Genomic DNA, 24,776 nt, shown 5'->3' on the forward strand with positions numbered 1-24,776 from the left:
ACTCAGCGACGCGCTCCTCTGGTGTGCCCGGGTCAACCCGGGATCAGCGTGTACTTCGTGCTCAGGTACTCGTGGATGCCCTCCAGGCCGCCTTCACGGCCGAGACCCGACTGCTTGACGCCTCCGAACGGTGCCGCCGCGTTCGAGACGAGCCCCGTGTTGAGCCCCATCATGCCGGTGTCGACCCGGTCGATCATCCGCTGGCCGCGGGCCAGGTCCTGCGTGAAGACGTACCCGACGAGGCCGTACTCGGTGGAGTTGGCGGCCGCGACGGCCTCGTCCTCGGTCGAGAACGTGGTCACGGCGAGGATCGGGCCGAAGATCTCCTCGCGGAGGATCTCGCTGCCCGGCTGCACATCCACGATCACGGTCGGCTCGAAGAAGAACCCGTCGCCGTCGGGCGCGTTGCCGCCGGTCAGCACGCGCGCGCCCCGCTCCACGGCGTCCGTCACTAGCGCCGACATGGAGGCGACGGCGCGGTCGTCGATGAGGGGTCCGATGGTCACACCGTCGTCGCTGCCGCGGCCGAGCCGGAGGGCGTCGACCTTCTCGGTCACCCGGCGCGCGAACTCGCCGGCGACCGACTCGTGCACGATGAAGCGGTTGGCCGCGGTGCACGCCTGCCCGATGTTGCGGAACTTGGCGAGCATCGCGCCCTCCACCGCCTTGTCCAGGTCCGCGTCCTCGAACACCACGAACGGCGCGTTGCCGCCGAGCTCCATCGAGGTGCGCAGCACGTTCTGGCCCGCCTGCGCCAGCAGCGACCGGCCGACAGGCGTGGAGCCGGTGAACGACAGCTTTCGGAGGCGCGGGTCGGCGATGATCGGCTCGGACACCGTGCGGGCGGTGCTGGTCGGAATGACGTTCACCACGCCGTCCGGCACGCCGGCATCCGCCAGCAGCTGCGCGAAGAACAGGGTCGTCAGCGGGGTCAGCTCGGCCGGCTTCACGACGACCGTGCAGCCGGCGGCGAGCGCCGGAGCGATCTTGCGAGTCGCCATGGCCAGCGGGAAGTTCCACGGCGTGATCAGGAAGCACGGTCCGACCGGGCGCTGCGAGACGACCATGGTGCCGGTTCCCTCCGGGTTCTGCCCGTAGCGGCCGGAGATGCGGACCGCCTCCTCGGAGAACCAGCGCAGGAACTCGCCACCGTAGGTGACCTCCCCGTTCGCCTCGGCGAGCGGCTTGCCCATCTCCAGCGTCATCAGCAGCGCGAAGTCGGCGCGCCGCTCCTGCAGCAGGTCGAACGCGCGACGCAGGATCTCGGCGCGAACGCGCGGTGCGGTGGCCGCCCACGCGTCGGCGGCGGCGACCGCGGCGTCGAGGGCGCGCATCCCGTCCTCCGGGGTCGCGTTGGCGATGCGCTTGATGACACGGCCGGTCGCCGGGTCCTGCACCTCGATCTGGTCGCGCGTGCCCGCCTCCCAGCGGCCACCGATGAAGAGCCCGTCAGGGATGCGGCTGAGCAACTCCGCCTCACGGGCCGACAGCTCTGTGGCGGTCTCGACGATGGTCATGCGCCCGCCACCGCCTCCGCGACGATGTCCAGCCCCTCGATGAGGAGGTGGTCCGGGATGCTGAGCGGCGGGAGGAAGCGGATCACGTTGCCGTAGGTGCCGCAGGTGAGGAGGATGACGCCGGCGGCGTGCGCGGCGGCGGCGACCTTGGAGGTGAGCGCGGCATCCGGCTCTCCCGTCGCCGGGTCGACCAGCTCGATGGCGACCATCGCGCCGCGTCCGCGGACCTCGGCGACGCGGGGATCGGCGTCGCGCAGGGCGCCGAGCTTCTCGAACAGGATGTCGCCGATCTGCCGGGCGCGGGCCGTCAGGTCCTCGGTCTCGTAGGTCTCGATCGCGGCGAGCGCGGCGACGCACGCGAGCGGGTTGCCGCCGTAGGTGCCGCCGAGACCTCCGACCTGGGGGGCGTCCATGATCTCGGCGCGGCCGGTGACAGCCGAGAGCGGGAGGCCGCCTGCGATGCCCTTCGCCGTCACGATCAGGTCGGGGACGATCCCGAACTGCTCTGACGCGAACATGGTGCCGGTGCGGGCGAACCCGGTCTGGACCTCGTCGGCGATGAACACGACGCCGTTGGCGTTCGCCCACTCCTGCAGCGCAGGCAGGAAGCCGTCGGCCGGGACGATGAAGCCGCCCTCGCCCTGGATCGGCTCGATGATGAGCGCCGCCAGGTTGGCCGCACCGATCTGCTTCTCCATCATGGTGATCGCGCGCTTGGCCGCCTCGGCGCCCGACATGCCGCCGTCGCGCAGCGGGTAGCTGAGCGGGGCGCGGTAGATCTCGGGCGCGAACGGTCCGAAGCCGTTCTTGTACGGCTGGTTCTTGGCGGTCAGCCCCATCGTGAGGTTGGTGCGCCCGTGGTACGCGTGGTCGAACGCCACGACCGCCTGCCTGCCGGTGTAGTGGCGGGCGATCTTGACCGCGTTCTCGACGGCCTCCGCGCCGGAGTTGAACAGGGCGCTGCGCTTGGCGAAGTCGCCGGGGGTCAGCCGGTTGAGCGCGATGGCGACGTCCACGTAGGAGTCGTACGGGGCGATCGTGAAGCAGGTGTGGGTGAACGCGGCGACCTGCGCGGTGACGGCCTCGACGATGCGCGGCGCCGAGTTGCCGACGCCCGTGACGGCGATGCCGGAGCCGAAGTCGATGAGGGAGTTGCCGTCCACATCCACGAGGACGCCGCCTCCCGCCGCGACCGCGTAGACGGGCAGGGTGGTGCCGACACCGGCCGCGACGGCCTGCGCCTTGCGCTCGGCTCGCTTACGCGACTCGGGGCCGGGGATCGGGGTGACGAGCCGGCGCTCCTGCGGGAGCGAGGGCCCGCCGACGGGTGTGTCGATGGCGGTGTCGAGGATGGTCATGTCCCGAATGTAAGAAATTCGGATGAAGCGAGTGCTGGACGCGTCGTACAATCGCTGCGCCGGGGATCGACACTCTGGCAGATGGAGTCCCATGCCAGCGACCCTCACCCAGCTCCTCGCCCGCCCCGAGCTGGGTCTGCGCCTCCTCACGCCGTCGTCCGTAGGTGAGTTGGATGCTCCACTCGCGTGGGCGCACAGCTCCGACCTGCCCGATCCGACGCCCTTCCTCGCCCCCGGGCAGGTGCTGCTGGTGACCCAGCCGCCGGAGGACGCCGAACCGTACGTGCAGCGGCTCGTGGAACACGGCATCGCGGCGGTGGGCTTCGGAACGGAGGTGGTCCGCGACGGGACGCCCGCCACGCTGATCGAGGCCTGCACCCGACAGGGCCTTCCGCTGTTCGAGGTGCCCTACCGGACACCGTTCATCGCGGTCGTGCGGTTCGTGGCCGATCGTGTCGCCGCCGACGCCTACGCCCGCAGCACCTGGGCGCTCCGCGCATCCCGCGCCATCTCACTCGCGGCGCTGCGGCCGGACGCGCTCGGGGCGGTGCTGTCCGAGCTTTCCCGCCAGATCGAGCGACCGGTCGCGCTCGTCGGGGCGGACGGCGCCGTAGCCAGGAGCCACCCGTCGGGGTCGCTGGATGCGCGAGCGCGCCGGGCGCTATCGGAGGCGGCCGACCCTCTGCTGCGCAGCGGGCGCCGGGCCGCCGGGACGGTCGGGACGGACGCCGGTCCGTTCGCCCTGCAGACGCTGGGCGCCGCCGGGCGTCTGCGCGGTGTCCTCGCCGTCGGATCCGACGGGCTGGACGCGTCGGCCCAGCAGGTGGTCACCGGCGTGGTGGCGCTCGCCGGGCTCGCACTCGAGCAGTCACGGGCGGCGGATGCGGCACGCGCCCGCCTCCGCACGGCCGTCTGGCGGGCGCTGGTGGCGGGCGAGGCCGCGGTCGCCGCGTCCATCGCCGAGCCCGTGCTCGGTCCGCTGCCGCATCCGCCCCTCCGCGTCGCAGTGCTGCACGGGCCGGCGATCGCGGCCGCCGCGGACTGGCTCGAGTCGAACGCCGACGGCTTCTTCGCCCGGGACGGTCAGGAGATCGTCCTCCTCGGCGACGACGCGGGGGTGGCGGGGGTCGCCGCTCTCGCCGCGCGCTTCGACCTCCGCGGCGGGCTGTCCTCGAGCACCGCCCTCGACGCGCTCCCCGCGGCGGTGGCTCAGGCGCAGACAGCGCGCAACCGCGCGAACGCCGACGACCCGGTCCCCTCGTTCGACGATTTGGCGGCGGCCGGGATGCTCGCGCTGCTGCACACGCCGGACGCCCGTGCCGTCGCCGAGACGTCGCTGCGGCCCTTGGTCGCGGCCGACCCGTCCCTCCCCCGCGTGCTCCGTACCTGGCTGGACGCGGACGGCGTCTACGACGTGGCGGCACGGCAGCTGGGCATGCACCGGCACACACTGCGCGCCCGCGTCGCCGACGCCGAGCGTCTGCTCGGCCGCGACCTGGCGTCGTTCGCCGCCCGCGCCGACCTCTACGCCGCCCTCCGCGCCTCCGCCTGACCCGTCCCCACCGCCCCTTCTCCCGCGCTCGCCCCCCACCGTCGAGTACACACTTTCTCCACGCCTAGGGCGCCCCGAGCGTGCACTATTCGTGTACTCGACGGTGGGACGCGGGGTGCACTCGACGGTGGGACGCGGGGTGCACTCGACGGTGGGACGCAGGGTGCACTCGACGGGCGGGTGGCAGGTCGGAGAGAATGGAGGGATGACCACACCGATCTCCGGAACCCACTTCGGCCTCACGGCGGGCGACTACCACGCGACGATCGCGTCTGTCGGCGCGTCCCTGCGGACGCTCGAGTTCGACGGCCGCCCGCTCGTCGTCCCCTTCGACGCGGACGAGGTGCGGCCGGCCTTCCGCGGCGCCACGCTCGCCCCGTGGCCGAACCGGGTCGTCGACGGACGCTACACCTTCGGCGGCGAGGATCAGCACCTCGCGCTGACCGAGCCGAACCGCGGTCACGCGCTGCACGGCCTGGCCGCCTGGCTCGACTTCGACGCGATCGACCGGTCGGCGAGCAGCGTCACCCTCACCGCGACCATCCAGGCGCAGGCCGGCTACCCGCACCGGGTGGATGTGACGGTCGCCTTCTCGCTCGACGAGTCCGGGCTGCACACCACCGTCACCGGCACCAATACCGGCCAGACCCGCGCACCGTGGGGTACCGGCCCGCACCCGTACCTGGTGGCGGGCGCCGGACGCGTGGACGACTGGACGCTCACCCTCCCCGCCGACGAGGTGCTGACCGTCACCGAGGACCGCCTGATCCCGACCGGCCTCGCCGATGTGGCCTCCGCCGAGGGCGGCAGCTGGGACTTCCGCACGGCGCGCCGCATCGGCGACACGTTCATCGACCACGCCTTCACCGGCCTGCAGCGGACGGCCGACGGCCTGGCCACCGTCCGGTTGACAGCCCCTGCGGGCACCGCAGTCGAGATGGTCTGGGGCGAGGACTGCCCCTGGGTGCAGGTCCACACGGCCGACCAGCCACTCCGGGAGCTGAACCGCCTCGGCCTGGCCGTCGAGCCCATGACCTGCCCACCGGACGCTTTCAACTCGGGCACCGACCTGATCGTGCTGGAGCCCGGCGACGCGGCGTCCGCCTCCTGGACCATCCGCGGCGTCTGACGACCGTCCGGGAACACCCGGAAAAGAGGATGCGCGCGGCCTTCCACGACGGGCCGCGCGCACTGCGATGCTACGGCTCGGCATCCACCCGGTGAGCTGTACGCGATGTCGAAGGATCGCTGCACCGTTCGCCACCGCGTCGTTGGCCGAAGCTCGGGAAACTGGGGAGGCCCGGGGATCCGCTCGCGGCAGTAGGGTGCCGCCATGTCAGCGACACCCCTTCCCTCATCAGGCGCGTCTCCGCTCGACGGTCCCAAGACCTGCGACGCGAGCGGGATGGCCGAGATCCACCGGCTGTTCCGGCACTCGTTCGACGAGGCGCCGCGCCTGATCGACGGCGTCGCGGACGGAGACGCGGCCCACTCCGACGTCGTCGGCGACCAGCTCGCCATGGTCTCGACGGCGCTGCACGGCCACCACGAGGGCGAGGACGCGCGGCTGTGGCCGGCCCTGGATGAGCGCGCGCCGAGTTGCGCGGCGCATGTCGACCGGATGCGACAGCAGCACGCTGCCATGCTCGTCCACCTCACCGCGCTGGATGCCGCGCTGCCCGCGTGGCGCGCACAGCCGTCGCCGGTCACGGCCGCGCCCGTGCTCGCGGCCGTCGACGGGGTCCGGGCGGCGCTCACCGAGCACCTGCCTGATGAGGAGGCGAACATCGTCCCCGTGATGGAGCATGTGCTCACGAAGCGGGAGGTGGAGTGGTTCGCGAAGCACGGGCGCGCGTCCACTCCGAAGGGCCACGGCTGGTACATGCTCGGCGCCATCCTGGCGGCCCAGCCGGATGGCGGCGGCGAGTGGATGAAGAAGAACCTCCCCGGACCGGTCGCCCTGACCTGGCGCTGGGCCGGCCAGCGCCGGTACGCGCGGTTCCGCGCGGCTCTCGAGGGCCGCGCCGCCTGAGCGCCACCGTCGGAGAACCGGCCCGGAATCTCCGACCGGCCGCGGTCGGGCGGAGAACGCGGCGCCAGGGCGGCGCATTCTCCGACCGAAGCACAGGCATCTCCGACCGGCCGCGGTCGGGCGCGCCGGCTGAGCGCCACCGTCGGAGAACTCGCCCGGAATCTCCGACCGGCCGCGGTCGGGCGGAGATCGCGACGCCTGCGCGCTGCATTCTCCGACCGAGGCGGAGGGATCTCCGACCGAGGCCGCAGCCATACCGACGGACCGACCAGCGGCACCGACCGAACGCCCGCTGTCCCCCACCCGCGCCGGGCGCGCCCACCGCATCCCCTACAGTGTGCTTGTGGACGAGCAGGGGCGGGCGCCGGGGGTGCGTGAGGTGGCCGCCGCCGCCGGGGTGTCCCGGCAGACCGTCTCGCGCGTGCTCAACGACCACCCCAGCATCCGTCCTGCCACCCGCGAGCGCGTGCTCGCCGCGATGGAGGAGCTGAGCTTCCGCCCGAATCGTGCCGCCCGGATGCTGACCACGTCGCGATCCACGACCATCGGGGTGCTCGTGGCCTCGCCGTCGTCCCTGTTCGGGCCGGCCTCGAGCATCGACGCGATCGAGAAGGCCGCGCGCGACGCCGGCTACTTCGTCACCGTGGCGCACGCCGCATCCCTGGACACCGACGCTGTCGAGGCCGCGCTGGAGCAATTGAGCGCGCAGGCCGTCGAGGGCATCGTCGTGGTCGCTCCGCAGCAGCGCATCCAGGATGCGATGGCCGCCGTCTCGCTGCGCGTCCCGTCGATCACCCTGCACGGCGCGGGGATGGCCGGTGACCACGGCGTCTTCGTCGACCAGTTCGAGGGGGCACGGCTCGCCACCCGTTACCTTCTCGACCGCGGTCACGTGCGCATCGCGCACCTGAGCGGTCCGGCCGACTGGTCGGAGGCGCGCGCCCGTCGCGAGGGCTTCCTGCGGGAGATGGAGGCGGCGGGCGCCGACCCGGTCGTCTCCCGCGACGGCGACTGGACGGCGGCGTCCGGCGCCGAGATCGGCGCGGAGTTGCTGGCGGACACCACGATCACGGCGGTGTTCTCCTCCAACGACCAGATGGCCCTCGGCGCAATGTTCGCTGCGGCCCGGGCCGGGCGGATCATCCCACGCGACCTTGCCGTGGTCGGCTTCGACGACATCCCGGAAGCAGCCTTCCTGACGCCGCCGTTGACCACCGTCCGTCAGGATTTCGCCGAGCTCGGGCGTCGCTGCGTCGCGCGGCTCGTCGCCGAAATCGAAGGGACCGACCTCGCGTTCGATGCCCCGGTCCTGCCCCGCCTGGTGAGCCGCGGATCCGCCTGACGGCTCCGTGCGCTTGACACCGGAGCGGTCGTCTCGCGTAAACTTGACGCAAATGTGACCGGTCACAACGACGTGAGGAACAGTATGAGCGCCCCGGAATCCCACCACCGCGACCTGATCGCGACGGGACGCACCGCCCTGGGCATCGAGTTCGGCTCGACGCGCATCAAGGCCTGCCTGGTGGCCGCCGACGATCCGAGCATTGTGCTGGCCGTCGGCTCCCACGAGTGGGAGAACGAGTACGTCGACCGGCTCTGGACCTACTCCCTCGACGCGGTGTGGTCCGGTCTGCAGGCCGCCTACGCCGACCTCGTCGCCGACGCGGAGCAGCGGCACGGCGTGCGGCCGACCACCTTCGGCGCGATGGGCGTCTCGGCGATGATGCACGGCTACCTGGCCTTCGACGCCGACGGCGAGCTCCTCGTCCCGTTCCGCACCTGGCGCAACACGAACACCGGCCCGGCCGCCGCCGAGCTGACCGAGGCGTTCGGCGTCAACATCCCGCTGCGCTGGTCCATCGCGCACCTGCACCAGGCCGTCATCGACCACGAGCCGCACATCGAGCGGCTCGACGCGTTCACCACCCTCGCCGGTTACGTGCACTGGCGGCTCACCGGACGCACGGTGCTCGGCGTCGGGGATGCGTCGGGCATGTTCCCGATCGACCCGGCGACGAAGACGTACGACCGCGAACTCCTGAGCCGCTACGCCGCGCTCGACAGCGCGCGCGGCATCGACCTCCCCGCCCTGCTGCCCGAGGTGCTCGTCGCCGGCCAGGCGGCGGGCGAGCTCACCGCGGAAGGCGCCGCGCTGCTCGACCCGACAGGCGCCCTGCAGCCGGGTGTGCCGTTCTGCCCACCCGAGGGCGACGCCGGCACCGGGATGGTGGCGACGGCCTCCGTCGCGCCGCGAACCGGTAACGTCTCGGCCGGCACCAGCATCTTCGCGATGGTGGTCCTCGAACGTCCGCTCTCCTCGGTGCACCACGAGCTCGACCTCGTCACCACACCGGCCGGCGACCTGGTCGCAATGGTGCACTGCAACAACGGCGCGAGCGAACTCGCCGCCTGGGCCGGGCTGTTCGCCCGGTTCGCCGAAGCGTCCGGAACTCCGCAGTCGACCGACGCCGTGTACGAGACGCTGTTCCGCGAGGCGCTCGGCGGCGACGCCGACGCCGGCGGACTCCTCGCGTACAACCACCTCGCCGGCGAGCCGATCGCCGGCCTGGCCGAGGGCCGGCCGCTGGTCCTGCGCACCCCGGACAGCCGGCTGACGCTCGCCAACTTCGTGCGCGCGCAGCTGTACAGCGTGTTCGGCACGCTGGCGCTCGGGATGCGCGTCCTCCGCGACGAGGGAGTAGAGCTCGACCGGATGTTCGCCCACGGCGGCATGTTCCGAACCGCCGGTGTCGCCCAGCGTTTCCTCGCCGGAGCGCTCGATGCGCCCGTCTCCGTGGCGGAGACCGCCTCCGAGGGTGGCGCATGGGGTATCGCGGTGCTCGCCGCCTACCTGTCGGCGGCGCAGACCGCCGAAGCCGAGGCCGAGGGCGAGGGCGAGACGGCGAACACCTCCGGCCTGGACTCCTACCTCCGCCGCCACGTGTTCGGCGGCTCCGCCTTCGAGACCACCAACGCGCACCCGGACGACGTCGCCGGCTTCGCGCGCTTCCTCCAGCGGTACCAGGCGGGTCTTGCCGTCGAGCGGGCCGCGATCGACGCCATCCCCATGGAAGGAGCCTCGGCATGACGACCGACCTCGAGACCCCCGCCGTCCGCGCTGTGCGTGAGCGCGTCGCCGCGCTGCACGCCGAGCTGGTCCGTTACGGACTGGTGATCTGGACCGGCGGCAACGTCTCCGGACGCGTCCCCGGCGAAGACCTCTTCGTCATCAAGCCGAGCGGCGTCGACTACGACGACCTCGCGCCGGAGAACATGATCCTCTGCACGCTCGATGGGGAGGTCGTCCCCGGGTCGATCGGCAGCGACCGCTCCCCCTCGTCGGACACCGCGGCGCACGCGTACGTGTACCGGAACCTGCCGGACGTGGGCGGCGTCGTCCACACCCACTCCACCTACGCCACGGCGTGGGCGGCGCGCGCCGAGCCGATCCCGTGCGTCATCACGGCCATGGCGGACGAATTCGGCGGCGAGATCCCGGTGGGGCCGTTCGCCATCATCGGCGACGACTCCATCGGCCGCGGCATCGTCCAGACGCTGGACGGCCACCGCAGCCGAGCCGTGCTGATGCAGAACCACGGCGTGTTCACCATCGGCAAGGACGCACGCGACGCCGTCAAAGCTGCGGTGATGGCCGAGGACGTGGCGCGCACCGTCCACATCGCCCGCGAAGGCGGCCCCCTCGTCCCCATCCCGTCGGAGGCGATCGACCGCCTCTTCGACCGCTACCAGAACGTCTACGGACAGAAGCCGGAAGGACCCCTCTCCTGATGCCGAAGCTCACCACCTCCTTGGACCACTACGAGGTCTGGTTCCTCACGGGGAGCCAGCACCTGTACGGACCGGAGACCCTCGCACAGGTCGCCGACCAGTCCCGCGCCATCGCCGACGAGCTCGGCGCTGCCGCCGACGTGCCGGTGCGCGTGGTGTGGAAGCCGGTGCTCACCGACTCCGACGCCATCCGCCGCACCATGCTCGAGGCGAACGCCACCGACGGCGTCATCGGGCTGATCGCGTGGATGCACACGTTCAGCCCCGCGAAGATGTGGATCGCCGGGCTCGACGCCCTGCAGAAGCCGCTCCTCCACTTCCACACGCAGGCGAACGTCGAGCTGCCCTGGGCCGACATCGACTTCGACTTCATGAACCTGAACCAGGCCGCCCACGGCGACCGCGAGTTCGGTTACATCCAGACCCGGCTCAGCATCCCGCGCACCACAGTCGTCGGGCACGTGAGCAACCCGGCCGTCACCGGTCGGATCGGCACCTGGATGCGCGCCGCGGCCGGCTGGGCCGCCACCCGCTCCCTCAAGCTGGCGCGGTTCGGCGACAACATGCGCTTCGTCGCGGTGACCGAGGGCGACAAGACCGAGGCGGAGCTCGTCTTCGGCGTGCAGGTGAACACCTGGGGCGTCAACGAGCTGGCCGAGGCCGTCGCAGCTGCCTCCGAGACCGATGTGGATGCACTGGTCGCCGAGTACGAGGAGTTGTACGACGTCGTGCCCGAGCTCCGCCGCGGCGGCGAGCGCCACCAGTCGCTGCGCGACGGCGCCGCGATCGAGCTGGGTCTGCGCTGGTTCCTCGAGGAGGGCGGCTTCGGCGCGTTCACCACGAGCTTCGAGGACCTCGGCGCGCTCAAGCAGCTCCCCGGGCTCGCGGTACAGCGTCTGATGGCCGAGGGCTACGGCTTCGGCGCAGAAGGCGACTGGAAGACCGCGATCCTCGTGCGCGCGGCCAACGTGATGGGCGCGGGACTGCCGGGCGGCGCATCCCTCATGGAGGACTACACCTACGACCTCACGCCGGGCGACGAGCGCATCCTGGGCGCCCACATGCTCGAGGTCGCACCCTCGCTGACCAGCGCGAAGCCGTCGCTCGAGGTGCACCCGCTCGGCATCGGCGGGAAGGACGACCCGGTGCGCCTGGTCTTCACCGCTGACCCGGGCCCGGCGGTCGTTGTCGCCCTCTCCGACATGCGCGACCGCTTCCGCCTCGTCGCGAACGTCGTGGAGGTCGTCGAGCCGACCGCTCCGCTGCCGAAGCTGCCGGTCGGGCGTGCCGTCTGGAAGCCTGCGCCGGACTTCACCACCTCCGCCACCGCTTGGCTCGAGGCGGGAGCCGCCCATCACACCGTGATGAGCACAGCCGTCGGCGTCGAGACGTTCGCGGACTTCGCGCGCATCGCCCGCACCGAGCTGCTCGTCATCGACGAGACCACGACGCTGCGCGACGTCCAGCGCGAGCTGGACTGGAACGCCGCATACTACCGGCTCGCCCGCGGCCTCTGACCCCCGAACTCCTGGCCGTCGGTTGTCATCGGTACCGGCGGTCAGGAACCCACCCGCGCCCACGTGCGCGCCCCGCGAGGGGTGAGTAGATGTCGCAATATCTGCGAAATAGGAGCATCTACTCACCCCTCGGCGAGAGGGATGGGGCGGGAAGGGGAGCGCGGGTCAGGAGTTCACTCGGATGATTTCCTGCTGGTAGGGGGCGACCACGTCGCCCGAGATGCGGAGGTCTAGGAGCAGGAACGGGCGCTCCGTGGCGGGGCGCGCGGCCCATTGGGCGAGGACCTCCAGGTCCTCCGGCGTGCGGACGACCACGCCCTCCGCACCGACGGCTCGCCCGAGGGCGGCGAAGTCGACCTCGGGGATCCGCATCGGCCCCTGCGCGAGCCCCTTCAGCCCGTACAGGTTGACCTCGGCGCCGTAGGCCGCGTCGTTCCAGACCACGGCCATCCCGCGCCCACCGGCGACCCGCACGGCCGACTCGAGGTCGGCGAGGGCCATCAGTCCGCCGCCGTCGCCGGTGGTCAGCACGATGGTGGATTCGGGATGCGCGAGCGCGGCGCCGGGCACGCTCGGCCAGCCGAGGCCGATCGACTGATACGCCGTGCCGACCATGATCATCCGGTCGGGCGAGGCGACCGGCCAGTACATGTTCGCCCAGCCGATGAAGTGGCCGCCGTCGGAGACGACGACGCGGTCCTCGGGCAGCAGTTCGCCGATCCGGGCGGCCGCCGTGCGCGGGTCGAGCCGTCCGTCGGCCGCCAGGCCGTCGCCCCGCGGGTGCTCGCGCTGCAGGGCGACGTCCAGCGATTCCCGCCACCCCGACGGCTCCGCGCCGGCGGCCGCGAGCTGGTCGCCGAGTGCCTCGGCCACCAGCCGGGCGTCGCCGCGCAGGTACGACCCGACGTGCGGGTGCGTCGCGGAGGGGCGGGTGTCCACCTGGATGATGCGCGTGCCGGGCGCGAACAGCTCGCCGAACCGCATCGTGAACTGGTTGAGGGACGCTCCGAACACCACGGCCACGTCCGCTGACCGGACGAGCTCCATCGCCCCTTCTGCGCCGAATCCGCCCGTCACGCCCAGATCGTAACGATCGTCGGGGAAGACGCCGCGGCCCAGGGCGGTGGACGCGGTGAGCGCGCCGGTCGCCTCGGCGAGCGCACCGAGCGCGGGGCCGGCACCCGACAGCCACGCCCCGCGCCCGGCTAGCAGGAACGGTCGCTCCGCCCCGGCCAGGGCGGCAGCCGCCGCGGCGATGGCCGCGTGCGAGAACGGATCGGAGGGAGCCTGCGGCTCGGGCAGGACCGGTTCCGGAGCCTCGGGCACCGGCCCGGCGTCGCGGGTGGCCACGTCGTACGGGATCGCGATCACCGTCGGCACCCGGTACGTCAACGCGTGTTCGACCGCGATGGCGGTCGTGGCCGCCGCATCCGCTCGGCCGACTGTGTACGTGCGGGCGCCGACCGCCGCCGCCAGGGCGATCTGGTCGACGTCCCAGGGGCGGGGTCCCGACGTGGGCTCATCGCCGACGACGAGGATGAGCGGGATGTGCGCCTGCACGGCCTCCGCGAGCGCCGTGAGGGTGTTGGTGAAGCCCGCGCCGTACGTCGCCGTCGCTGCCGCGAGCCGGCCGGAGGCCCGGAAGTACGCGTCCGCCGCGACCACGGCGCCCGCCTCATGCCGCATCGCGCAGTACTCGCCGCCCGGCTGCCGCTCCAGCGCGTCGAGGAAGTGCGCGTTCCCATTGCCCATCACCCCGAAGACGTGGTCGACGTGGCGGGCGAGGGTGGCGGCGACATGGGCGGAGACGGAGGGCATGGCAGGGCCTTTCGAGACGAACGGAGAAACGATTCCGTATGTGTCTCGCCCACCGCGGCCGTCGGCGGCTTCGTGCCCATTTTTCGAGCACCGGCGGAACGCAGCCGCCGGACGGACCAATAGTACCCAGTCGGAGCGCCCGAGCACCTCACACGCCGCGTCGACGCCGTCAGGCGGGCGGCGGCGCGGTGCTCTCGCGGATCACGACCGTCGGCCGCTCGGACGAGAACTTCCTCACGCGTCCGCCGGCGATCACGGTCTGCAGGAGGTCGTAGCCCCGGGAGCCGAGGCCCGCGAAGTCCTGGTCGACCGTGGTCAGCGGCGGCGACCACAGTTGCGCGAGCGGATGATCGTCGAAGCCGACGACGCTGACGTCCGCCGGGACCGACTTGCCCTCATCCGCGAGACCGCGGATGACGCCCATCGCGATCTCGTCGTTTCCGCAGAAGACCGCCGTGACGGCGGGGTCGCCCGCGAGCGCCCGACCGATCTCGCGACCGGAACCCGGCTCCCACGACGCGTCCCGCGGCGGCGGCACGGCGGCGCCGTGCGCAACGAGTGCGCGCCTCCATCCGGTGGTCCGCCCATCCTCTTTGCGCGATGGCGGCACACGGACGTGATGCACCGTCTTGTGCCCAAGCTCCAGAAGGTACGAGACCACTTCCTCGGCCGCATCGGCCTCCGCGAGCACGGCCTGGGGTACACCCGGCTCGCGAACGCCCGAGATGGCGACGGTGGGGATGGACTTCGGGATGCGGTGCAGCGCGGCGACGCCCGGCGGATCGAATTTGAGCACCACCACACCGGCGATCGGCTGGTCGAGCAGCAGCGAGACCGCCCGCTCGACCGACTCGTCGTCCGCCGACTCGACCACCGTGATGGTCACCGTGTAGCCCGCCGCGCGCGCCCGCTCCTCGACGCCCCGGATCGTCTCGGCGTAGCCGTAGCGGGAGGTGTTCCCGGCGATGACCGCGATCAGCTTCGGCTGCCGGGCGACGAGGGCGCGGGCCGCCGCCGACGGCCGGAACTCGAGCTCCTCGATCGCCTGGATGACCCGCTTGCGCTTCTCCTCCGAGACGTAGGCAGCACCGTTGAGGACACGCGAAACCGTCGGTACGGAGACCCCGGCGCGGCGAGCGACGTCGCTGATCACGGGCGGTTTCGGCGCGTTGTTGGGCATCGGTCTCAGCATAGCGACGCGCCCGGACGCCCGATCATTTGACGGCCCCGCTGGTGATGCCGGAGATGATTTTGCGCTGCATCACGGTGAAGGTGATCAGCAGCGGCAGGCTCATCACGATGATGTACGCGAAGATGAGGTGCCAATTCTGTAGGTAGAGCCCCGAGCTGGCCACCTGGTACAGGTTGAGCGGCAGGGTGTCGAGGCGGCCTCCGACGACGAACAACGCATAGAAGACGTCGTTCCAGATGTAGAGGCAGATGAGGATCGTCGCGGTCGCGAGCGTCGGTCCGAGCAGCGGAAGGATGACCCGGAAGAAGACCTTGACGGGGCCGGCTCCGTCGACCCGCGCGGCCTCCTCCAACTCCACCGGGATGGTCCGGACGAAGCCCGTCACGAAGAAGATCACTGTCGAGAGGTACATCCCCATGTAGACGCCGATCATGCCGAGCGGGGTGCCGGCAAGGCCGATCTGCCGGAGCAGGAGGACGATCGTGACCACGGCGGGCGGCAGGACGATGCCGCTGATCCCGAGCGCGTAGACGAACGCGATGGGCTTGCTGCGGCGCCGGCCGAGGATCCAGGAGGCCATCGCGCCCAGCAGCAGGACGCCGAAGACCGAGGGCACCATGATCAGGAGGCTCCCGAGGAAGGCGGGAACCATCCGACCCTGATCGAAAACAGTGGCGAAGTTCTCGAACAGATGCCACGTCGTCGGCAGGGCGAGGCTCGGATTCAGGGCCTCCGCTTGGTCCTTGCCCGCGGTGACGACCACGAGCCAGAACGGCACTCCGAGGAGGAGCACGACCATGGCGATGGCGACGATCGGCTGGATCACCCGCGCGGGCGTCAGCCGGGGCCGGGCGCGACGACGAGTCGAGGTGAGCGCGCTCACAGCACGTTCTCCCTTCTGCGGAGGAAGTAGATGACGGGGAAGGCGAGGACCGTCACCATGAGGAACAGGCTGAGGCTCATGGTGGTGGCCTGGGCGAAGAGGCCCTGGCCGAAGGTGCGGAAGATGAAGATGTTGAGCAGTTCGGTCGTCCCTCCGGGGCCGCCGCCCGTGGTGGCCTGCACGATGTCGAAGCCGTTCATCGACCCGAGCAACGCCGTCGCGACGTTGAAGGTGACGGCCGGCGCGAGCAGGGGGAAGCGGATCCTGCGGAACGTGGTCCACCAGCCGGCCCCGTCCAGGCGTGCCGCCTCCAGGATGTCCTCGTTGATGGTCTTGAGACCGGCCAGGTAGATGAGCATCGAGAGGCCCATCCACTTCCACGCGTGGATGAGGGCGACGACGACGATCGTCCAGGTGGTGCTGCCGAGCCACGCGACGGTGACGTGCTGCCCGGTGAGGAACGAGAGGATCTGGTTGAGTCCTCCGCCGGGCTTGAGCAGCGCCTGGAAGATGTAGCCGACGGCGAGCGCCGACATCACCACGGGAACGAAGAACGCGACGCGGGCGAAGCGGTTGATGCGCGTGTCGCGCTCCAGCACCAGCGCCAGCACGAGGCCGAAGACGTTCTGGAACACCGCGACGAGGATGGCGTAGACGAGGGTGATGCGCAGGTCGTTGAGCAGGCTGCCGTTGCTGAAGAGTGAGGCGAAGTTGTCCGTCCCGACGAAGCCGATGTCGCTGTGGAAACTCGACCAGTTGGTGAACGCGTAGACGAAGTTGAAGAGGGTCGGCACGAAGAAGAAGACGACGAGCACGAGCAGCGCCGGGATGAGGAACCACGCCGGGTGGTCCTGCCGCCGCCGTCGGTTCCCGCGGAGGGCGGCCGGAGGTTTCGGGGTCGCCGCGGCGGGGGCGAGCCGAGTGAGCTGTGCGGTCATCGGAGGAGCAGCCTTTCCTGATTCTGTCCGGGGTGCGCCGGGGCGGCTGACGTGGCCGCCCCGGCGCGACCGGGCTAGAAGCCCTTGACTCCCTGGGCCTTCGCCAGCTGGGCGAACTGGTCCTGGGTGGCCTGGGCGACCTGCACCGTGGTCTTGGTGCCCTGGATCATGTCGGCGAGGTTGAGGTACAGGTCGGGGTTCGCCACGGCGAGCGCCTGCATCGAGCCCACGGAGTCGGGGATCGACGCGGCCACGTCCTTGAGCGCCTGCGGCACGTCGGACGGTGTGTCGACACCCTTGATGAGCGAGACGGTCGACTGCGCCTTCACGAAGTCCTTGTAGCCGTCACCCAGCCAGTAGCTGAGGAACTGGCGGGCAGCCGCCTCACGCTTGCTGTCGCCGGTCTTGAAAGCCACGAGCGCGTTCGACTGGTCCGGGATGAACGTGCCGACGTTGCCCTTCGGAGAGATCGGGAAGAACCCGATCTTCTTGTCGAGGTCGGCCGTGTTCGAGGTCGCCTGGAGCTCGCCGAAGAACGAGTTCACCTGCATCGCCATGGCGGCCTTCCCGTCGAGCAGCGCCTTGCCCTGGTCGACGAATGTCGCCGTCTTGATGTCCGAGTTGAAGAGGCCCTCTTGGATCAGCTTCTGGTAGTTGTCGATGCTGCCCTGGATGGTCGGGTCGGTGAACTTCTCCTGGTTCGCGTTCACCTGGTCCCAGAGACCGTTCTTGGCGTCGTCGGCGAGCTGGGCCTGAACCCACCACTGGGTGGCCCACTTGTCGCCGCCCATCTCGTAGAACGGGTCGACACCCTTCGCCTTCAGTTGCTGGGCGAGAGAGATGAACTCATCCCAGTTCTTTGGCGTGGTGGTGATCCCGTTGGCGGCGAACACCTCTTTGTTGTAGTACACGCCGATGACAGCAGGCGTTGTCACCAAGGCCGCGTAGCGCGTCTTGTCGAGGACGCCTGTGATGTCGGCGAGGTTGCCGGTGTAGTTCTTGACCCAGGGCGCGCCGTCAAGTGACTGCAGGTTCTGCTTTGCGTTGAGGGCCGTGAGCTCGGATGCGGTGGGCTGCCAGAACGCCAGGTCGGGCTTGTCGCCGGTGGCGACCTTGGTCTGCACCCCCTGCTCGTACGGGTCGGGGATGGTGACGACCTTGACCTTGGCGCCGGTCAGCTTCTCGAAGCCCGAAATGACGCTCTCCGGGGTCTTGTTCGAGTTCTGGGCGGCCCAGATGGTCAGGTTGACACCGTCGAGTTTGGCGTCCTGCGCGGGCCACGCCGCGGCCCCTCCTCCGGAACCACCGGAGCCGGGGTCACTGCATCCGGTCAGGACGAGGGCCGCGGCGGCCGCGACGGCCGCGATCGACGCGGCACCCTTCCAAGCGATCTTCATCGAACTGCTCTCCTTGTGTGACGTAGCGACGTTAGCGCTACTGGGTTCGTGTTGCTGAATGTGTTGCAGCCGCCGTTGTAGGTGCGGCCTGGATGCGGAGAACGCGAGCCCCGACCTCATCGGCAGGGTTCGAGACGCGTAGCTCTCCGGTCTCCGCGTTCCAGTGGGTGGCCCACTCGGGTAATGAGCGCGGAAAGATGGTGGTGACGGCGATGTCCTCGCCGGCGAATCGGGGAAGCTGCAGCCGGATCTCTCCGTCTGTCGCGGCCCGGTCCCAGACGGTGACGAGCGCCGCCCCGGGCACGTCGAGGCCGAGCGCGACCCAGCGGTCGTCCCAGCGCGGACGTCCGGCCGGCCAGAACGGCGTCGAGGCGAGCAGGTCCGCGCGGAGGCCCTTGGCGACAGCGACAGCGTCGGCGACGAGGGCGAGCCGGGATTCGTCCATCCGCCCCAGGTGCCCGGAGACGTAGTAGCGGCCGAGGAGCCCGGTCGCCAGACAGAAGGCCACCTCCTCCTCCGACATCTCGGGCTGCGGATAGGCCCAGTTCGCTGCCTGCTCCGGCAGGATCTGCGCGGGCGCCGCGGCGGCGATCGGCGGAAACTTCAGGAAGTCCTGCTGGTCGGAGGTCGACTGCAGCTGGAGTCGCGAAAGCATCGCGAAGTCGGCCCGCATTGCGCCGGAGGCGCAGTTCTCGAGGATCAGTCCGGGATGCCGATCGAGCACCCCGTCGAGCCACGCCAAGTGGGCGCGGTTGTGGGCGAGAAGGCCCGCCCCGACACTGTCGGTGTCCCGGTCCGTCCCGGGGCCCGGGTCGATGTTGTAGTCCAGTTTGAAGAAGCCGATCCCGAACTCCTCCACCAGGCGGTCGACGACCTCGTCGAGGTGGGCCCGCGCCGCAAGGTGACGGAGGTCGAGGTGATAGCGCTGGTGCTCGACCAGCCGAATCCCATTGCGCTGAAGGAAGGCGTCATCCGGCAGCCGTTCCGCCATCGGGCTGTTCACGCCGACGACCTCCGGCTCCAGCCACAGACCAGGCACCATGCCCGATTCCCGGATGCGGTCGATCACCTCGCCCATGCCGCCGGGGAAGCGCGTGGTGCTGGGCTTCCACTCGCCGACCGTGTCCCACCACTCGCCGCTGTCGTCGTACCACCCCGCGTCGATGCAGAAGACTTCCGCACCGACCCGGGCGGCTGCAGCGATCAACGGCAGCAGCTTCTCCGTCGTCGGGTCGCCGTTGAGGGTGTTCATGTAGTCGTTGAAGATCACGGGCATCGCCACGTTGTCGGGGTGGGGTCGCCGTGACGCGCGGCGGTACTCCGTGAGCTCTGCCAGTGCAGCCGTGAAGTCCGGGGCGAGGGCCACCGTCACCGGTACGGTGGTGAACCGCTCGGCGGGAGCGAGGACCTCCGTCCACTGGTGGTCGGTGTCGGTCGGCCCGGAGAACGCGAGGTAGCCGCTGGCCGTGTCCTCCCCGATCTCCCAGCGCCAGGCCCCGTTGTGCTCCACCTGCCACGCCCAGGCGGCGCCGAGGACGGACGAACTGACGGCCGCGACGGGGAGGTGCTTGCCGGTCGACCAGGTGCCCGTGGAGATGACGCTGAACTCGCCGCGCGGGTTGTGGTTGGTCAGATGCTGCTCGAGTCGGGGGAAGCGGACGCCGTTCAGCGGTTCCGTGATCCACCTGCCTTCACCGAGCCAGTCGCTCAGAGCGTGGTACACATCCCACTCGCGGATCGAGCTGTGGCCGTTGCCTCCCAGGTAGAGGGAGAGGGACGGAACGGAACGGAGGACGACCGCCTCGGGCCCATCGTTGGTGACCGTGACGGTCGAGCGGACGACGGAGCGACCGTCGAGGAGTCCGAGGAGGACTTCGATCGTCAGGCCGGTTCCGGGATGCGCCAGCTGGACGCGAAGCTCGCGGCCGCCGTCGGTCACGGTCTCCTGGTGGCCGGCGTACCGCGCTTCGTGGCCGATGGCGGTGTGGACGAGCCTGTCGTTCGCGAGCGAGTGCCCCTGACCGACGGCGAGGACCTCGGCGAGCGGCAGCCCCGCCGGCATCTCAAGGCGTATGCCGTGCGCCTGGGCGGCCGCGATGCGCGGGGCGGATTCGGCCGACCATTCGAGTTCGAGTGTCAGCGTTCCGTTGCCCCAGGTCAGGCGGTCGGTCATCAAGTTCCTCTTCGTTGCGGATCATCGGCGACGGAGCATCGCGTTCGGATCATGATAGCGCTATCAGACGGAGATGCAAGCATTTCTTGATAGCGCTATCAGATGGGCGGACATTGGGAAGGCGGCCCTCTTGTGCGGCCACACGAAATCGCTATCATGATAGCGGTTTCAGATTGCGTCTCATCGTCTGGAATCAGCCATCGAACCGTACGAAGGAGTACTCGCCTTGATCGGAACACGCCCACAACGCCGGCCGCGCCGGCTTCTCGCTCCCGCCGTCGCACTGACGGCCGGCGCCGCCCTCGCACTCGCCGGCCTGACCGCGGTGCCGGCCTCCGCCGCCACCGCCGACCCCCTCTCCGTCGATTTCTCGCAGACCACGGGAACCTTCCGGGGCGGAGCCACCGGCACCCTCTACGGCCTCGGAGACGATGGCGTTCCCAGCCAGGCCGTCCTCGACGGCGCACACATCACCAACACCTCGCAGAAGCCCCCCGAGGGCGCCCAGCACCCCAACGGCGACGCCCTCCAGGTCGAGTCGTCGTTCTTCGCCGGCGGTGGACAGGACCTCTACGTCTACGTCCAGGACATGTACCCGGACTGGGCCTACAACGGCGGCAAGCGTCCCGGCGACGCGAACGGCGACGGCGTGTGGGACTACCTGCCGATCCTGAAGAAGGTGGTCGAGGACGTCGCAACGAAGTCCGCGCACCCCGAGAAGTACGTCTTCATCCCGTTCAACGAGCCGGACGGCGGCAACTGGTACCCGAACTGGTCCACGCAGAAGGACCAGTTCCTCGCCGATTGGTCGGCCGCGTACGACACCATCCAGCAGGTCTACACCGAGCACGGCCTCGGCCACGCACGCGTCGGCGGCCCCGGCGACTCGACCTGGCATGCCGACCGCAGCTCCGATTTCCTGTCCTACGCCAAGGAGCACGCGCAGCTTCCGGACATCTTCATCTGGCACGAGCTCGGGACGTACAACCTCGCCACGTTCCGCGGACACCACGACGAGTACACCCGGTTGCTGACCACCCTCGGCATCTCCCCCATCCCGGTCAACATCACGGAGTTCGGGATGCTGCGCGACATGGGCGTGCCCGGTCAGCTCGTGCAGTGGATCTCGATGTTCGAGGATGAGAAGGTCGACGCCCAGACCGCCTACTGGAACTACGCGGGCAACCTCTCCGACAACTCCTCGCGGAACAACGGCGCCAACGGCGGCTGGTGGATGTTCAAGTGGTACGGCGACCTCGCCGGGTCGCAGACCGCGAGGGTGACGCCACCGCACCTCAACACGCCCGATTCGCTGCAAGGACTCGCCGCGATCGACTCCTCCTCCCGTAAGGCGACCGTCCTCTTCGGCGGTGGCGTGAACGATGTCGCACTCGACCTCGGCGGCCTGGATGTCTCCACCTTCGGCAAGACGGTCCAGGTCCAGGTGCGCGCTGACCGGCTGAACGGTGCCGAGGGCGCATCCCTGCAACCGCCCGTCGTCCTCTCCACGACCGCCACGATCGACGGCGGGCACATTCGCCTCACGGTGCCGAACAGCGACCGCTACTCGGCCTACCAGGTGCAGGTCACACCGGAGCCGACGGACGCCCAGCCGGTGTCGGCCGACCTGGTGAACAGCACTGAGGCCGAGAACGCGACGCTGACCGGCGCCACTGTCTACACGCAGGATCCGTCACGCGAGTGGTCGTTCATGGCCTCCGGCGGCAAGGATGTCGGCTCGTTCAACAACGCCGCGTCTTCGGCGACCTGGAACGTCACGGTACCGGCGACCGGCGATTACCGCCTGTCGATCCTGAGCGGCACCAACCAGACGCCCGGGAAGCACGCTCTCTTCGTCGACGGCTCCTTCGGCCAGCTGGTGAAGTACTCCGCCGATCTGGGCTGGGGTTACCGCGGCACCGCGGATGCGACCCTCCACCTGACCGCTGGAACCCACAGCCTGTCGCTCCGCGCGAGCAAGGACGGTTCGACGATGCTGCCGGGGGCGGACATCACCCTCGACCGGTTCGACCTCTACGATGTCTCCTCCGGAGAGCGAGCCGTCTATCCCGCCACGGAGGCCCGGCTGACCGGCGGTGCCTCGCTCTCGTGGAAGCAGCCGGCGGCGCAGGGCTATGCATCGGTCGCCGGCGACGGCAGCGCTACGGTGTTCGCGACGACGGCCGAAACCGGCTACTACGACGTGACCACCCACTTCGCAGCCACGGGCCAGGGCGCCACCCTCGCCCTCTCGGCGAATGGCCGCCCGGTCGCTCTGCCTGCCTCGAGCGGTCCGGGCGTCTCGGACGCGACGGTCCGGCTGTTCCTTCCGCAGGGAGTGAACGAGCTGACCGTCCGCGCCTCGGCGGGCTCAGCTCTCGTCGGCAGCGTCACCACATTCCGCGGTGCGCAGCAGAAGGCCGCCGACGCGAATCCGGCGCTGGTGTTCCACAGCGAGGCGGAGGCCCTTCCCCGTTCGGGCGCAGCGGTCGTCCAAACCGACCCGGCGAACTCCAACGGGTCGGCGGACGCGCAGGGCGTCGTCCGTGACGTCGGCTACATCGGCAACGGAGCGGCCAACACCCTGACCGTCCCGCGGCCGTCCGGCTTCGGGGCCGGCGACTACCAGCTGGTGCTCGGCGCAGCCAACGCCGACAAGTCCGCTGCGATCAACTACAACCCACAGGTGATCAGCCGGTTCCTCGATGTCACCGAGGCGGGCGGCGCGACCACTCGTGCGGCCTTCCGGCACAACTACTCGTGGAACAGCTTCTGGGACAAGACGGTCCCGCTGTCGCTGACGACGAGCGGAGGTGCGCTGACTCTGGGCAACGCCACGGCCTACGGTCCGAACCTCGACACCGTGACCCTCGCCAAGTTCGTGGGCGCGGCACCGTCGATCACGAAGACCCAGACCGGTCTCGGCAACAAGTGACAGGTCGGCGGCGCCGGGACCGAGCGTCCCGGCGCCGCCGCACGCGCCGTCATCCCTGACCCCGCCGGTGATGGTGGGGGCCGCCCGAATGTAGTATGTTGGTCGTGTTGCTCCCCGCCGTCTACGGATTGGCGGGGATTTTTCTGTCCTGGAGGAGTCACCGTGTTGCGTGCGTCCATGGTGATCGACTACCAGAACGTCCATATGACGGCTCATGATGTGTTCGACCCGCGCGGCGAACTGCATGCGTCCCTGATTCACCCCATCCAGTTCGCGCAGCGCGCGATCGTGGAGCGCAACGAACGCCAGCGGCAGGGAATGGAGCATGCCGTCCTGTCGCGAACTATCGTGTTCCGAGGCCGCCACAACGTCGATCACCATTGGGAGCAGCACCGCCGCTGCAACGACCAGGCCGCACAATGGCAGAAGGACGGCGCGATTGTTGAGCTCCGGGACCTGAAGTACACCTACCAGCTGGGCGCGAACCGCGAGCCGATTCTCGACATCAACGGCAAGAAGGTCCCTAACGGCCGGCCGAAGGAGAAGGGCATCGACGTGCTGTGCGCACTCGCATTGGTCCGCGAGGCCGCTCGGCCCGACGTCGACGTCGTCATCCTCGCCTCCCGAGACACCGACCTCGTCCCGGCGTTGGACGAGGTGCACGACTTCCGCGGTGCTGACCCGACCACGTACGCGAAGGTCGAGACAGTGGCCTGGTTCAACAGGCGGTTCCGTGAAGAGGGAAGCGTGTCGGGTGGTGCATTGCAACCGACCAGCCCGCGGCGGATTTGGAACACCAACCTCGATCGCAGCTGCTTCGAGGCTTCCATCGACCGCAACACGTACCGCTAGTCGGAGTCCGGGTGCGGCCCGGCCGCACGGGCGAACTCGAGCAGCCGCCGCTGCGATTCGGCGTAAGACGTCGCCGTCGGCACCTCTCGTCCGTCCCGCACCGCCTCCGCCACATCCACGGCCGCGTCGATTGCGGCGCGGTACGGCAACGATCCGGTGCTCACCCGTCTCACCCCGAGGGTCTGCAGGTCGTCGAGGGTGAGGCCCGGCACCACCAGCACGTTCAGCGGGAGCGGGATGGCCGCGGCCAGCTCCTCCAGCGTCGCCGGGTCGGTCGCGCCTGGTACGAAGATTCCGTCCGCGCCCGCGTCGGCGTACGCCTTCGCGCGTTCGAGAACCGCGGGCACGGTGTCCTCCTCGTGGAACCAGTACGAGTCGATTCGGGCGTTGACGAAGATGTCGGGCGCTGCCTGCTTGATCGCAGTGATCTTGGCGGAGGGGATGCCCGGGTCGACCAGTCGCCCGCCGGCGGAGTCCTCCAGGTTCACGCCGTCGGCCCCGAGTCCCCCGACGAAGTCGGCGACCCAAGCAGGGTCGTCGCTGAAGCCGTCCTCGATATCAGCGGTCACGTACACCGGCAGAGCGCTCAGCGCGCGGATCAGAGCGACCGTCGCCTCCCGGCTCGCCCCCTCCGCATCCGGCCGGCCGGTCGAGGCGTTGACCCCGAAGCTGGTGGTCCCTACCGCCGGGAAACCGGCCGCCACGAACGCGAGCGCCGACCCGACGTCCCAGGCGTTCGGCAACAGCAGGGGCCGGTCGGCGTAGTGCAGGTCACGAAACGACATGGTTATCACCCTCCAAGCGGAGGATAGCGTCGGCCGGG

18 protein-coding genes are annotated in these 24,776 nt (G+C 70.2%); 9 read left to right on the forward strand and 9 right to left on the reverse strand.

Annotated elements, in window-relative coordinates; all coding sequences use genetic code 11:
- Positions 1 to 32: 32 nt before the first annotated feature.
- Entirely contained in the window at positions 33 to 1,517 is a 1,485-nt protein-coding gene (locus AB4079_RS00400; RefSeq protein WP_441785296.1) for an NAD-dependent succinate-semialdehyde dehydrogenase, read from the reverse strand.
- The gene (gabT, locus tag AB4079_RS00405; protein WP_441785297.1) at positions 1,514 to 2,875 is read right to left on the reverse strand and encodes a 4-aminobutyrate--2-oxoglutarate transaminase; all 1,362 of its coding nucleotides are present in this window, start codon (positions 2,873 to 2,875) and stop codon (positions 1,514 to 1,516) included. Before gabT ends, AB4079_RS00400 begins: the two co-directional genes overlap by 4 nt.
- Positions 2,876 to 2,966: 91 nt before the next feature.
- Here gabT and AB4079_RS00410 point away from each other — a divergent pair, with 91 nt between their 5' ends.
- The 7 genes from AB4079_RS00410 (at position 2,967) to araA (ending at position 11,765) form a co-directional block, all read left to right on the forward strand.
- Positions 2,967 to 4,427: a PucR family transcriptional regulator ligand-binding domain-containing protein gene (locus AB4079_RS00410; RefSeq protein ID WP_441785298.1), complete on the forward strand. Its 1,461-nt coding sequence runs from the start codon at positions 2,967 to 2,969 to the stop codon at positions 4,425 to 4,427.
- A 205-nt stretch (positions 4,428 to 4,632) separates the two neighbouring features.
- Positions 4,633 to 5,556: an aldose 1-epimerase family protein gene (locus AB4079_RS00415; protein ID WP_441785299.1), complete on the forward strand. Its 924-nt coding sequence runs from the start codon at positions 4,633 to 4,635 to the stop codon at positions 5,554 to 5,556.
- Between the two features lie 204 nt (positions 5,557 to 5,760).
- The gene (locus AB4079_RS00420; RefSeq protein ID WP_441785300.1) at positions 5,761 to 6,459 is read left to right on the forward strand and encodes a hemerythrin domain-containing protein; all 699 of its coding nucleotides are present in this window, start codon (positions 5,761 to 5,763) and stop codon (positions 6,457 to 6,459) included.
- 343 nt (positions 6,460 to 6,802) lie between these two features.
- Positions 6,803 to 7,801, forward strand: coding sequence for a LacI family DNA-binding transcriptional regulator (locus AB4079_RS00425; RefSeq protein ID WP_441785301.1), 999 nt, complete (start codon positions 6,803 to 6,805; stop codon positions 7,799 to 7,801).
- An 84-nt stretch (positions 7,802 to 7,885) separates the two neighbouring features.
- The gene (locus tag AB4079_RS00430; protein ID WP_441785302.1) at positions 7,886 to 9,547 is read left to right on the forward strand and encodes a xylulokinase; all 1,662 of its coding nucleotides are present in this window, start codon (positions 7,886 to 7,888) and stop codon (positions 9,545 to 9,547) included.
- On the forward strand, positions 9,544 to 10,248 hold the full coding sequence (locus tag AB4079_RS00435) for an L-ribulose-5-phosphate 4-epimerase (RefSeq protein WP_441785303.1): 705 nt from the start codon (positions 9,544 to 9,546) through the stop codon (positions 10,246 to 10,248). Before AB4079_RS00430 ends, AB4079_RS00435 begins: the two co-directional genes overlap by 4 nt.
- The gene (gene araA / locus AB4079_RS00440) at positions 10,248 to 11,765 is read left to right on the forward strand and encodes an L-arabinose isomerase (protein ID WP_441785304.1); all 1,518 of its coding nucleotides are present in this window, start codon (positions 10,248 to 10,250) and stop codon (positions 11,763 to 11,765) included. The genes AB4079_RS00435 and araA overlap by 1 nt, the downstream gene beginning before the upstream one ends.
- A 165-nt stretch (positions 11,766 to 11,930) precedes the next feature.
- On the opposite strand, the gene AB4079_RS00445 is transcribed toward araA, so the two are convergent.
- The 6 genes from AB4079_RS00445 to AB4079_RS00470 all read right to left on the reverse strand — a co-directional run bounded on the left by AB4079_RS00445 (position 11,931) and on the right by AB4079_RS00470 (position 20,166).
- Positions 11,931 to 13,583 (reverse strand): thiamine pyrophosphate-binding protein, encoded by a 1,653-nt coding sequence (locus AB4079_RS00445; RefSeq protein WP_441785305.1) that lies wholly within the window; start codon positions 13,581 to 13,583, stop codon positions 11,931 to 11,933.
- 169 nt (positions 13,584 to 13,752) lie between these two features.
- The gene (locus AB4079_RS00450; protein ID WP_441785306.1) at positions 13,753 to 14,763 is read right to left on the reverse strand and encodes a LacI family DNA-binding transcriptional regulator; all 1,011 of its coding nucleotides are present in this window, start codon (positions 14,761 to 14,763) and stop codon (positions 13,753 to 13,755) included.
- Positions 14,764 to 14,797: 34 nt separating this feature from the next.
- Positions 14,798 to 15,658 carry a carbohydrate ABC transporter permease gene (locus AB4079_RS00455; RefSeq protein ID WP_441785307.1) on the reverse strand — a complete coding sequence of 287 codons (861 nt, stop codon included), beginning with the start codon at positions 15,656 to 15,658 and terminating at the stop codon, positions 14,798 to 14,800.
- Positions 15,655 to 16,596 (reverse strand): carbohydrate ABC transporter permease, encoded by a 942-nt coding sequence (locus AB4079_RS00460; protein ID WP_441785308.1) that lies wholly within the window; start codon positions 16,594 to 16,596, stop codon positions 15,655 to 15,657. Before AB4079_RS00460 ends, AB4079_RS00455 begins: the two co-directional genes overlap by 4 nt.
- Before the next feature lie 74 nt (positions 16,597 to 16,670).
- Positions 16,671 to 17,993 carry an ABC transporter substrate-binding protein gene (locus AB4079_RS00465; RefSeq protein ID WP_441785309.1) on the reverse strand — a complete coding sequence of 441 codons (1,323 nt, stop codon included), beginning with the start codon at positions 17,991 to 17,993 and terminating at the stop codon, positions 16,671 to 16,673.
- Positions 17,994 to 18,030: 37 nt separating this feature from the next.
- Positions 18,031 to 20,166: a glycoside hydrolase family 36 protein gene (locus AB4079_RS00470; protein ID WP_441785310.1), complete on the reverse strand. Its 2,136-nt coding sequence runs from the start codon at positions 20,164 to 20,166 to the stop codon at positions 18,031 to 18,033.
- 226 nt (positions 20,167 to 20,392) lie between these two features.
- Here AB4079_RS00470 and AB4079_RS00475 point away from each other — a divergent pair, with 226 nt between their 5' ends.
- Together AB4079_RS00475 and AB4079_RS00480 are read left to right on the forward strand one after the other, a co-directional pair.
- The gene (locus tag AB4079_RS00475; RefSeq protein WP_441785311.1) at positions 20,393 to 23,101 is read left to right on the forward strand and encodes a CBM35 domain-containing protein; all 2,709 of its coding nucleotides are present in this window, start codon (positions 20,393 to 20,395) and stop codon (positions 23,099 to 23,101) included.
- A gap of 177 nt (positions 23,102 to 23,278) precedes the next feature.
- The gene (locus AB4079_RS00480; RefSeq protein WP_441785312.1) at positions 23,279 to 23,953 is read left to right on the forward strand and encodes a hypothetical protein; all 675 of its coding nucleotides are present in this window, start codon (positions 23,279 to 23,281) and stop codon (positions 23,951 to 23,953) included.
- On the opposite strand, the gene AB4079_RS00485 is transcribed toward AB4079_RS00480, so the two are convergent.
- Positions 23,950 to 24,738 (reverse strand): isocitrate lyase/PEP mutase family protein, encoded by a 789-nt coding sequence (locus AB4079_RS00485; protein WP_441785313.1) that lies wholly within the window; start codon positions 24,736 to 24,738, stop codon positions 23,950 to 23,952. The two genes, AB4079_RS00480 and AB4079_RS00485, sit on opposite strands and share 4 nt — an antisense overlap.
- Positions 24,739 to 24,776 lie beyond the last annotated feature (38 nt).

The sequence above is a fragment of the Leifsonia sp. 2MCAF36 genome (assembly GCF_052115525.1).
Taxonomy (GTDB): domain Bacteria; phylum Actinomycetota; class Actinomycetes; order Actinomycetales; family Microbacteriaceae; genus Leifsonia.